Source organism: Lactobacillus sp. MRS-253-APC-2B, from assembly GCF_012843675.1.
GTDB classification, from domain to species: domain Bacteria; phylum Bacillota; class Bacilli; order Lactobacillales; family Lactobacillaceae; genus Limosilactobacillus; species Limosilactobacillus pulli.
Genome location: NZ_JABAFO010000010.1, coordinates 44401 through 55186, shown reverse-complemented (window position 1 = coordinate 55186; position 10786 = coordinate 44401). Strand labels below are relative to the sequence as shown.

At 45.7% G+C, this 10786-nt stretch carries 12 protein-coding genes and 1 pseudogene; 10 read left to right on the top strand and 3 right to left on the bottom strand.

The genetic code is table 11. The features are described 5' to 3' along the window. From HF864_RS06490 to HF864_RS06460, 8 genes and pseudogenes are all read left to right on the top strand, one after another. Positions 1–201, top strand: a pseudogene (locus tag HF864_RS06490) (RNA-guided endonuclease TnpB family protein); the annotation flags it as partial. A gap of 525 nt (positions 202–726) precedes the next feature. Beyond that, a complete protein-coding gene (locus HF864_RS06485) occupies positions 727–1071 on the top strand; it encodes a PadR family transcriptional regulator (protein WP_169462175.1) in 345 nt (114 codons plus the stop codon). Further along, positions 1061–1666: a DUF1700 domain-containing protein gene (locus HF864_RS06480; RefSeq protein ID WP_169462174.1), complete on the top strand. Its 606-nt coding sequence runs from the start codon at positions 1061–1063 to the stop codon at positions 1664–1666. The genes HF864_RS06485 and HF864_RS06480 overlap by 11 nt, the downstream gene beginning before the upstream one ends. Continuing rightward, complete coding sequence (locus tag HF864_RS06475; RefSeq protein WP_169462173.1) at positions 1663–2634, top strand: DUF4097 family beta strand repeat-containing protein; 972 nt, start codon at positions 1663–1665, stop codon at positions 2632–2634. The genes HF864_RS06480 and HF864_RS06475 overlap by 4 nt, the downstream gene beginning before the upstream one ends. A gap of 11 nt (positions 2635–2645) precedes the next feature. Beyond that, on the top strand, positions 2646–2882 hold the full coding sequence (locus HF864_RS06470; RefSeq protein WP_205882310.1) for a PspC domain-containing protein: 237 nt from the start codon (positions 2646–2648) through the stop codon (positions 2880–2882). Positions 2883–3055: 173 nt separating this feature from the next. Then, positions 3056–3484, top strand: coding sequence for a universal stress protein (locus tag HF864_RS06465; RefSeq protein ID WP_169462172.1), 429 nt, complete (start codon positions 3056–3058; stop codon positions 3482–3484). A gap of 45 nt (positions 3485–3529) precedes the next feature. After that, on the top strand, positions 3530–3733 hold the full coding sequence (locus HF864_RS09470; protein ID WP_240936889.1) for a hypothetical protein: 204 nt from the start codon (positions 3530–3532) through the stop codon (positions 3731–3733). A gap of 12 nt (positions 3734–3745) precedes the next feature. Next, entirely contained in the window at positions 3746–4714 is a 969-nt protein-coding gene (locus HF864_RS06460; RefSeq protein WP_277346627.1) for an aminotransferase class I/II-fold pyridoxal phosphate-dependent enzyme, read from the top strand. A gap of 170 nt (positions 4715–4884) precedes the next feature. Here the strand turns inward: HF864_RS06460 and HF864_RS06455 are convergent, their stop codons facing one another. The 3 genes from HF864_RS06455 to HF864_RS06445 form a co-directional block, all read right to left on the bottom strand. Next, positions 4885–8298 (bottom strand): MMPL family transporter, encoded by a 3414-nt coding sequence (locus HF864_RS06455; RefSeq protein WP_169462171.1) that lies wholly within the window; start codon positions 8296–8298, stop codon positions 4885–4887. A 54-nt stretch (positions 8299–8352) separates the two neighbouring features. Next, a complete protein-coding gene (locus HF864_RS06450; RefSeq protein WP_169462170.1) occupies positions 8353–8922 on the bottom strand; it encodes a TetR/AcrR family transcriptional regulator in 570 nt (189 codons plus the stop codon). Positions 8923–9155: 233 nt separating this feature from the next. Beyond that, the gene (locus HF864_RS06445; protein ID WP_169462169.1) at positions 9156–9497 is read right to left on the bottom strand and encodes a hypothetical protein; all 342 of its coding nucleotides are present in this window, start codon (positions 9495–9497) and stop codon (positions 9156–9158) included. Positions 9498–9868: 371 nt separating this feature from the next. On the opposite strand from HF864_RS06445, the gene gmk reads away from it, so the two are divergent. Next, positions 9869–10489 (top strand): guanylate kinase, encoded by a 621-nt coding sequence (gene gmk, locus HF864_RS06440; RefSeq protein WP_006499602.1) that lies wholly within the window; start codon positions 9869–9871, stop codon positions 10487–10489. Beyond that, positions 10486–10779, top strand: a complete 294-nt coding sequence (gene rpoZ, locus HF864_RS06435; protein ID WP_169462168.1) for a DNA-directed RNA polymerase subunit omega — start codon at positions 10486–10488, stop codon at positions 10777–10779. Before gmk ends, rpoZ begins: the two co-directional genes overlap by 4 nt. The last annotated feature ends 7 nt before the right edge of the window (positions 10780–10786 follow it).

Genomic DNA, 10786 nt, shown 5'->3' with positions numbered 1-10786 from the left:
AAGAGCCGTGGTCTAGCGCCAGCCAAGCGCCGTATTAAGCGTGGCTTATTCCGTTCCAATAATGGAACGTTAATCAACGCTGATGTGAATGGCGCACTTCAAATTCTACGAAAAGCAGTCCCCGATGCTTTTGCCTCGGTAAAAGTGGAGGAGATAGAGGGAGTCGGATTGCACCCCGTCAAGGTTAACCCGTCGTTCTAGGTAGGGCTAGTCTTGAATTGATGGTCACTGAGTAATGACCTCGGCCATTCTCATACCGTCCAAACGTTTCACGAAAAAGCGCAAAGGCCGAAAGAGCTGTAAAGTCGTCCTTTAGGATGATGTTCCTCGAGAGCGTCGTCCGCCCACCCGAACTCCGTAAGGAGGAAAGGTTCAGAGGTTGGCTTAATTAGGTTAAGCGAAAGTGAGTTATATCATATCACTAGATATTGTTTGATATAACTAAACTAGGAAACATCAATCTAGATGCGATTGATTATCCAGCCACTATCTGAAGTTGCGGAATTTTCGATTAATAACAAATCAAAGAAACTTTATCAAATTTGATTGATGAAGATCAAAATGGGACGCCTTGTCAAGTGACAGGAGTCCCATTTTTTATTGGCTTGCTATCTACGGTTGAGCACGGTATGCGTCTCAATTAAAATTCAGCGGTATCTATTTGCCTCAATATATTATATACGATATAATATTATAAAATAAAAGTGAAAAGAGGCGAAACGAGGAATGAAAATTCAAGTTTCAGCTGATCTTTTGGATGGCTTGGTACTGGCGCTGCTTGAACGCAAAGATTATTACGGCTATGCGCTGACGCAAGACATGCAAAAAGCGATTACGATTTCAGAATCCACCCTTTATCCAGTGCTGCGCCGGCTAAAAAAGGATCAGTTCGTCGAAACGTACGATCAGCCATATCACGGACGCAATCGCCGTTATTATCGCATTACGTCTGCTGGTGAATCGCATCTGGCACGCGTCAAGCAGGTATGGACAGACTATAAGGAAAGCCTCGATTCGATTTTTGAGGCCAGCAATTATCCTTTAAAGGAGGATCAGACACATGACTTCTGAAACTGCAAAGTACATGCAGATGTTAAGACGTTACCTTCGCAAGCTGCCCGATGATGAGATTGATGACGTCATTGAATTTTACAGTGAGTATTTGGCAGATGCCGGCATTGATACCAAAGCAGAAATTGAGCGGGAACTAGGAACGCCGCGTCAGCTTGCCTTAAAAATTCTTGCCGATCACTCTATCAAAGAAGAGGCTGAAGATCAGCGGGTTGTCTCCAAAACCAAGATCAAGACGACATGGCTGATTATCCTTGCGCTGTTGGCCACCCCGGCAACCTTAATTATCGGTTTGATTCTGCTGAGCGTGCTGATTGCCATTTTTGCAGTCGTCTTTAGTGGCGTGGTGGTGGTCATATCGCTTGCTGGTGGTGGCATCTTTTTGACGGCGGCAGCCATTTTTACTGGTCTGAGTCTTTTGTTTACCAACCTGGGGACGGCCCTTTTCTATCTGGGAATCGGCTTGATTGGACTGGGACTGTTATTGATCGTCATTCCGCTCGTTTGGGGCTGCTCTGTCTGGATCGTTAAGGCATGCACGCGTCTCGTTCAGCACGTCTATTACAGGTACATCAAAAAGGAGGCAGCAAAATGAAAAAGGCCATCGTAAGCGGTCTGGTCATCACAGTGATTGGCGCTGTTATGCTGGCGTTTGGCATTGGAATGCATGGTCAGCGAGCAGTAATCTTTGACGGCTTGACTCCGCATGTGGTATCAAAAGCCAAGACAACACGGACCCAGACCTATGCTAAAGCTGAGCGGATTAAGGCAGACGTAAGCGATATGAATGTCGTTGTCAAACAGGGCAAGACTTTCTCTGTTAAGTATGCTGGTGAGAAGAGCAATCAGCCAACCATTGCAAAGAAAAACGGCACGATAATCATCAATTCCAAGAGTCGTAAGCATGGTTTTAGCTTTAATGGCTTTAGTTTTTCTTCAACTGGCTTTTATTATGGCGTCGCAAACGACAGACTGACGATCACAGTACCTAAGAACGTAAAACTCAAGCATTTGCAGCTACGTGTTAATGATGGCCAAGTCATTCAAGAACCAGCTGCCAAGATGAAAATCGAAAAATATGACTTGCAGGTAAATGATGCCAGTCAGGTAAGTCTGAGCAATTTGGAAATTGAGCGGGTCGACTTCCGGTTTAACGATACGGATACTGCTTTTAATGGCTTAACGATCAATAGTGGCCAGCTGCACCTTAACGACAACGATCTTGCCGTTAATGATTCTACTTTAACCAAGACGCTGGTTCAGACGGCTGATTCGGATATTACAATGAATTCTGTTGCCTTGGATAGTGGCAATCTCAGTACCCAGGATGGCGACGTTCATTTTAACGACATCACCATTACAAATGGTTACTCGATTACAGCTAAGGATGGCGATGTAGAAGCATTGAACACTAAAGCTGATGGCTACTCGACCTCGGTTAGTGACGGCGACAATCGTTTATTCAATCAGTCCAGTGAAAATGGTGGCACGCTTACTCAAAACGAAACTGCGCCAAACCGTCTGCAAGTCAATGCTTCAGATGGTGACGTGACCATTAAATAGGGGGGATCATTATGAAAAAACTGACGAAATCAAACGATCGGATTGTCGCTGGTGTTTGTGGCGGGATCGCGGATTATTTTGGCTTTGACTCAACGATCGTACGACTTGTAATTACTGCTCTGGCTCTTTTCACCGCGATTGTGCCATCGATCGTTCTTTATGTAATTGCGGCGATAATTATCCCAGACGCATTGCCAAAGAAACCTGAAGATGATGGCCCAGTTTTCTACGAATCAAATGAAAAATAATAATTAAAAATGCCCGGTGATTGTCAGCAGAAATAAGCTGATGATGGCAGGGCATTTTTATATTAAACGCCTATTAAATTGAAATTTGTCAGCTGAGTTTGGGTTCAGAATATATTTGTTTTGGGGATATTTGCATTAATTTTTAAATCTAGATTATAAAGGAGCTGATTAAAATGGCCTATAAAAATATTTTAGTCGGAATTGACGGGTCTAAGCGTGCTGATCGAGCCTTTGAAACTGCAGTTGATCTGGCCAAGGTTTTTTCAGCGAAACTGTATTTGGTTTGGGTAGTCAATCGTGACCGCGGGATGGATTCATCATTTGGGGTCAACGAAGACTTTTATCAAGACTTTGCCAAGCGTACCAAGCAACGTTTACAGCCATATCTGAAAAAAGCGCAGGATAAGGGAGCAGATGCCAGTGCCGAGGTCGTTATCGGCAGTATCAAAACCATTCTTGCCTATGATTTTCCGGAGCGGCACGATATTGATCTCATTGTCCTTGGCAGTACAGGGATCAATGCCGTTGAAAAAATGCTGCAGGGATCTCACACAGATTATGTTGTTCGTCATGCTAAGGCCGATGTGCTGGTAGTCAAGTAAAAACAGATTGTTATTATGTCGATAAGTCATAAGGAGGAAGTTTCCATGAGTAAAATTGCATCGTTGGTTCCAGAAAGCTTAAAGTTTGCCAAGCCATCATTGATTCGGGTCCTTAACAATAAATATGGCAGTGATCCAGAAATGGTTAACCTGACTATCGGCGAGCCAGATTTCAAGACGGCTGATCATGTTAAGCTGGCGGCCATTAAAAGCATCCTTAACGACCATACGCATTACGCGCATAACTGAGGGACGCCAGGGCTGCGCAGCGCAATCAGTGAATATCTGGCAGACGATTTAGACCTTCATTACGATCCGGAAAGCGAGATTTTCGTTGCAGAAGGTGCCAGTGGGGCCATCAGTACGATCATTACAGGTTTGTGTCAGCCGGGTGATGTCGTGCTGGTTCCTTGTCCTGCCTACACGCTTTATCGAATCAACGCTGAGATGCGTGATGCCAAAGCGGTTGAACTGGAAACGGCAGAGCCTGACTTTAAGGTGACGCCAGAATTACTGAAAAAGGCGTTGGATAAATATGGTGAAAAAGTAAAGGTTTTGGTACTTAACTATCCAGTCAACCCAACCGGTGTCACCTACACTCCTGACGAGGTACGGGCACTGGCTGATCTGCTCAAGAACTACAACGTTGCTATCTTGGATGATGAGATCTATGCTGATCTGCTTTACGAAGGCGAGCACCTGCCAATGGCTAAGCTTTTGCCAGACCAGACGCTTTATGTCAATGGGGTATCCAAGAATGCCGCGATGACTGGCTGGTGGGTCGGCTATATCTGTGGACCGAGTGATGTCTTAAAAGCTCTTACTAAAGTTCATCAAGCAGCAATTTCGACTAATGCTACGATGAACATGGATGCCACTGAAGAAGTGCTTCGTCATGGCAAGGCTGATACTGCTCAAATGAAGACGGAATATGATCAGCGTCGACAGTTCTTAATGGACGCCATGGATAAGATTGGTTTCCACTACACTAAGCCGATGGGGACCTTTTATCTGTGGGTCAAAATTCCAGACAGTTTTGATGGTGATTCAATGGCCTATGCAGAGCATCTGGCGGAAAAAGCCAAAGTAGCCATTGTTCCGGTAGCGGCCTTCACCAAGCTCCCGGTAAGGTACTTTAGAATTTCATACGCGGCTTCAATGGAAAAACTTAAGCGGGCGGTTGATGGACTGGCCAAAGTTTTTGCAGAAGACGGATCATTCTACGACTAGTGATGTTAAGCTACCGATGATCAATTCAAGGATGTCGGGAGCTGAATAACAAGACAATCGGATAAACTACCCGTCCATAAATGGCCCCCAGTATTGGGACTGCCGAATTTCCGGATGTCGATATAAGAAAAGAGCCCGCCAGGCAGCGAGCTCTTTTGATTTATGCTTGATTAATCTTTGCGCTTGTTTTGATTATCCTTGACGTGATTACGAATTGGATAGCTCAAGTAGATCGTGCTGGTCATAACGATTGGCAAGATGATTACCAAGATGATCAGACCAACGATCACCGTCATGGCAACTTCAATCAGCGTTGGAATGCCAGATGGAATCAAAGCAGCAAACGTACCACTCAAGATGATAGCGGCACTGATAACGACGGTCCCGATGATTGCACAGGCATAGTAGATTCGTTCGCCTGGCAGATACTTGTTTTCGTCGATTTCACGATAACGCGTCATCAAGAAGATACTGTAGTCAACCCCTAGGGCAATCAGCATGATGAAGCTAAAGAACGGCGTGTTCCAAGCCAACATGCTGCGGTGCATGAAGATACCGACCAGCCAGTGGTTGATTGACAGTGATGAAATGTAGGCCAACAGCAGTGAGCCCAAAATGTAGACCGGCTGCAGTAGCGAGTGCGTAATCAGCATCAGTGCAATGCCAATCCCAATCAGCATGATGGCTGCGGTCCGCACAAAGTCGCCGCTGGCCGTGTTCTTAATGTCGTTGATCCGTGAAGACTGACCGCCCATGGCAACCGTGGCATTGTTAAGAGCAGTGCCTTTCAATGACTTGCGAGCCATGTTAGAGATGTTTTCGGCATCCTTTGTGGCTTTTTCATCACTAGGGTTGGTGTCAAAGACAATCGTAATCTTAGTAGTCTTGCGGTTGGATGACATGTAGTTGTCAATTGCCGGCTTAAAGGTCTTGCTGTGCAGAACCGACTTTGGAATATAGAAGGTTTCTGCCGCGGCTGACTTTTGCAGGCCTGTCAGATAGCTTTGACCAGATGCCAGCCCAGAATTCAGCTGGTTGAGGCCATTGGTAATCTGAGGCGAGCTCTGCGCCAGCTTGTTGATCCCAGTGTTGAGCTGCAGACTGCCGGAACTGAGCTGTCCCATACCGGAGCTGAGCTGTTGGCTGCCAGAGTAAGCGGAGTTGATCCCATTGCTCAATTGTGGTGAGGCAGCGGCCAGCTTATTGATACCAGTGTTTAGTTGACCTAAAGCACTGGTACCTTGACCCAGCGCACTTTGAATCTGGTTGAGACCGCTGGTTAACTGCTGCAAGGCTGAAACGGCACCTGGCAGCGCAACGTTAGAGGCTTGGGCCAATTGAGCAACCTGAGCCTTCAGCGTTGCAACCTGGGTGCTGAGATTTTGCAGGCTGGATGCCGAACCGGCGACGTTTTGCAGTGAGCCAGCCAGTGACTTGTCCGCATTGCCAGCCGCCTGCAGGTTTTGAGCCACGCTTTGCAGCTGACTGCTCAAAGCACTGGTTTGACTGTTGGTCTGAGAGGCAATCTGGCTTTGAATACCGCCAAGAATCTGCTGCATGGCACCTTCCATCACGGCTTTTTGCTGGTCATTTAGGTTGGCTTGACTTTCCGCAGCCTTAAACTGGGTCATAACCGAGCTAAGGCTGGCTGAACTAGAAGAACTGGTAGCTCCTTGAATGCTCCTTAAGGTGTTGCCGGCTTGCGTCAGTTGATCACCGATGATTTGAGCCTGGCTGGCAACGTTTTGCAGGTTGTTTTGAATGCCAGTCGTATCAATTGACGTTCCTTGACTCTGCAGAGCGCTGTTCAGCTGTTGGATCCCATTATTGATCTGCGGCAGACCGCTTTCCAGCTGCTGCAGCTGCGAGGCATTAGCGCCGGTCAATTGGGAACTGAGCTGCTGGCTCATCTGGTTCATGCCGTTGACCAACTGCTGGCTGCCGGCACTAAGCTGGTTTAAACCATTCGTCATTTGGTTGCCGCCAGAACTGAGCTGCGCCAGACCGGAAGTCAGTTGATTGGCACCAGTAGCCGCGGAGTTAATCCCGCTATTCAGCTGGTTGGTACCAGTTGCGGCCGAGTTAAGCCCATTTGTCATCTGCTGACTGCCGGCGCTTAATTTGCTGATCCCGTTACGTGCCGTGGAGACGCCATTGTTGACCGTCTTCATTTGACTAGTAACGTAAAGCTTTTTGATCTTGGAACCAGATGGTTGAGTAACGGAAGCCACGGTCTTAACGCCCTTGGTATGTTTGATTTGTTCCGTTAACTGGTCGATCAGCTTCAGATCTTTTTCATTATCCAGCGTGTGGTTGGACTTGATGTAAAGGGTAGCCGGTTCAGCCGTCCCTTTAGAGAAGTGCTTTTGTACAACCAGGAATCCTTGCTTGGATGGCGTTGAGTCAGAAATTTCGGCCGTATCGTCATAGTTCAGCTTGTTTTGATAAGTGAAGTAAAATGGCGAAAGAGCAGCCAATACCAAGACCAATGCAATGATTGGGTGGGCTAGGGAATGCTTGGACAAGAAGCGCCAGAATGGACTTTCCGTTTCACCATTGAATGTCTTGACCGGCCAGAACATGGTCTTGCCCATGGTCGTCATAAAGAACATGTTTAACGTCAGCAAAACGATCAGCAAAACGGCAACCCCGATGGCAACCCCGGATGCTGATTTGTAAACCGAGAAGCGGGCTAGACCCAGGGCTGAGAAACCAATCAAAATGGAAGATCCCGACATTAAAATCGTCTTGCCGGCATTCCACTGGGCATTTTTGGCGGCCTCAAACTTATCCATTCCATTCCCCAGGTTGGCTTTGAACCGATCATAGAGCAAAATGTTGTAGTCGGTCCCGATCCCAAACAAAACGATAACCATAAAAACTTGGGTGAAGTTGCTGAATGGGAAATTAAAGTTCTTAACCAAGTTGGTAACGATTGAAAAGGCAGTAATGAACGAAACCCCAACCGTTAACAGTGAGATCAATGGAACGATCGGTGACCTAAAGACCAGTATCAAGACAATAAAGATGAAGATAACCGAGATGACCTCAGTCTTCTTGATCCCTTCTTGAATAGCTCCGGAAAAGTCGTCTTGCAGGATATCGGCCCCAGTAATGTAGGTCCGAATGCCATTGGTCTTGACGGCTTTGGTTAATTTTTTGTTGATGTTTGAAACGGTTTCTTTTTTCGAAACGTTCATTTGGACCAGTTCAGTGGTCTTGTCCTTAGAGATCAGGTTCTTCTTGGTAGCCGAGTTTTCATATGGGGTCAACATGGACTTAATGCCCAGTTCGGATTTATGCCGCTTTAAGTAGCGGATCGTCTTATTGACGTTTTTTTGATCCGATTTAGACATCGCGCCGTTTTTATTGTTAAAGACGGCAACGACTTGATAAGTGTTGTTTTGATGATGTCCCCAATGATTGCCAATCGTACTGGCAACCTCACTTTGCACGTTAGCAGGCAGTGAGATTGTCGAGTGCTCACGCGTTAATTGATTGACATTAGGCAGCATGAAGATCGAGATCACAACGATGAGAATCCACGCGATCAAGGATCCAACGTGGTTTTTAATAAATCGCATCTCAAAATTTCTCCTTACCTATTTATATAAAAAATAATGTACAAAAATTGCAGCTTACATGCCCGAGGCTTTTTCAACCGGGTCGATCAGCCGAAAAAGCATTTGATGGTAATTTGCAGTGGCGGTTTCTTCATCCTCATCTTGGTAGAGCGGTGCCGTTTCAAGGAAAATATAGCCTAAAACGGCACCTACCAACACATGCGATGAAATCAGCCGGTTGCCATCAACATCGACGACTTGATCCACCAGTTTGATCATTCGCTTGATTTCGTGATACATTGCCGAGTCAGTTGAGAAACGCTGGGCATGGTACAAAATTGCGGATAAAGAGGCATGAGCCAACAAAAAATCACGAATGATATCCGCGAATTTCAAGTAGGCTTTGGAACCGGAAAGGCCGATAATGCCATCAACGACCTGCCGGTACATTTGCTGCATCAACCGAGCACCAGTCAGCGACACCATTTCTTCGCGGTTGGCAACGTAGTTATAAAGCGATTGCGAGCGAATATCGAGTGCCTTAGCCAGATTGGGCATGGTTAAAGCTTCAAGCCCTTGTTCATCGGCTAATTTTTCAGCAGTAGCAAGTACTTTTTCCCGATCAAGGGTTCGTCGCTTTGTCATGAAATCCCTCCTTTACTTTTTTTAACCAGAATAATATAACATTACTAAATGTAGATAACAATCTACATGTTGTAGTTTATTTAAGTGAGATATTCCGTAATAAGACATATGTTGTAAATCGTTCCGTAACAAATAAAAGAAGTTGGAAAAAGTAATTGTTCTAGTGATTATAAAAGGCTGAAGATCAACGTTTTGGATGACGCAATCTTCAGCCTTTTTTCTATTTTCGGACTTTATTCCCGACCTCTAACGGGATGGGCAATGTAGCGTAATTGATCAAAATCAAAGAAGTAGGAAAGATTTTTTGATTGAATCAGGTAGCGGTTCTGACCAAACGACTTTAAATAGCCACGGGCTTCGACTGGTTGGCCGGCAGCGGTTTTGGGCATCAGCTGCACATAGACCAACAAGTGATCAGCCAGGGCCTTTTTTATAAAAAGCTTCCTTTGAAAATCTGGTTGGGGATTCAGCAGGTCTGGAATTGGGGCGAACTCAATTGGCTCGAACAAATGGTGCAGACCTTGCGAGATAATTTTGGTACTACGATTGATGATAGATTGCCGCTGATTTTGCATGATCATTCCTCCGAACACTCGTTTGTGACTATAGTATACGAACGAGTGTTCAAAAACGCAAGCAGTAAATTCCAATTAATTTTTTAATAGTGCTGAGATCATGTTAGATTCCTTTAATGACAGGCTGTTTGGCTATCTTTCATTAGTGAAAAACGATCTTGTTTAGTTTGAAGGTTTTGTCATTTGAGGGTTCGCCATTGGTTTGAAAAACGAACCGGATCGTCTAAATTTTTAACTGGCATTGGGCAGCCGCAGTAATTGAAAATGCAGATTCATGCCACATGATCGCTAAATTTATGCGCGAAACCAAAGCAGAATATGTTATCATTAATCATTAAAAGAGCAATGAGAAAAGAAGGTATGGAAGCAATATGAGCAAGCGAGGAATGCTGATTGTTTTGTCTGGTCCATCAGGCGTTGGTAAGGGAACAGTTAGAAAGGCGCTGTTTAGTCAGCCTGGCAATGATTTTCAATACTCAGTCTCAATGACGACGCGGCAGCCACGGCCAGGTGAGGTCAATGGCAAGGACTACTTCTTTGTATCAAAAGAAGAGTTCGAGCAGCACATTCGCGAAGGGCAGATGCTGGAATATGCCAAGTATGTTGACAATTATTACGGCACCCCTTTAAAATATATAAATGATACGCTAGATGAAGGTAAAGATGTCTTCTTGGAAATTGAAGTCAACGGTGCCATGCAGGTTCGCTCCAAGTGTCCTGATGGCGTCTTCATTTTTCTTACGCCGCCGGACCTGATGGAATTGCGTCAGCGCTTGATCCATCGTGGCACCGACAGCATGGAGGTCATCAACAAACGAATCCACAAAGCATTCGGTGAGATTCAAATGATGCAAAACTACGACTATGCCGTGGTTAACGATCAGGTCGACAATGCCGTTACCAAGATCAAGGACATCATTCGTTCCGAACGCTTGCGGGTACCTCGCGTAATGCCGGATTACCTTGAAATGTTAGGAGATTCAGAAAAATGATTCTTTTTCCATCAGTCGATGAATTGCTGAAGCGCGTTGACTCTCGCTACTCGCTGATTATGCTGGCAAGCAAGCGGGCACACGAAATCGATAAGTACCGTGCAGACAAGTGGCGGGCAGAAAACGCAGATCAGTCAAAGGACAACCACGCAGCCGAGGAATTGGCACAAGATCATCCACTGCTGCTGGATCACTACGACTCAATCAAGTCGGTCGGGATGGCGCTAGAAGAAATCGAAGCCGGCAAGGTAACGATTGATACTGATCATACGGAAGACTTGCAAGACTAGTTGCAGC

Coding starts and splice junctions, on each gene's coding strand:
- HF864_RS06455 (WP_169462171.1), bottom strand. CDS start 8,298: ATGCGATTTATTAAAAACCACGTTGGATCCTTGATCGCGTGGATTCTC.
- HF864_RS06470 (WP_205882310.1), top strand. CDS start 2,646: ATGAAAAAACTGACGAAATCAAACGATCGGATTGTCGCTGGTGTTTGT.
- HF864_RS06475 (WP_169462173.1), top strand. CDS start 1,663: ATGAAAAAGGCCATCGTAAGCGGTCTGGTCATCACAGTGATTGGCGCT.
- HF864_RS06465 (WP_169462172.1), top strand. CDS start 3,056: ATGGCCTATAAAAATATTTTAGTCGGAATTGACGGGTCTAAGCGTGCT.
- HF864_RS06445 (WP_169462169.1), bottom strand. CDS start 9,497: ATGCAAAATCAGCGGCAATCTATCATCAATCGTAGTACCAAAATTATC.
- HF864_RS09470 (WP_240936889.1), top strand. CDS start 3,530: ATGAGTAAAATTGCATCGTTGGTTCCAGAAAGCTTAAAGTTTGCCAAG.
- gmk (WP_006499602.1), top strand. CDS start 9,869: ATGAGCAAGCGAGGAATGCTGATTGTTTTGTCTGGTCCATCAGGCGTT.
- rpoZ (WP_169462168.1), top strand. CDS start 10,486: ATGATTCTTTTTCCATCAGTCGATGAATTGCTGAAGCGCGTTGACTCT.
- HF864_RS06485 (WP_169462175.1), top strand. CDS start 727: ATGAAAATTCAAGTTTCAGCTGATCTTTTGGATGGCTTGGTACTGGCG.
- HF864_RS06480 (WP_169462174.1), top strand. CDS start 1,061: ATGACTTCTGAAACTGCAAAGTACATGCAGATGTTAAGACGTTACCTT.
- HF864_RS06450 (WP_169462170.1), bottom strand. CDS start 8,922: ATGACAAAGCGACGAACCCTTGATCGGGAAAAAGTACTTGCTACTGCT.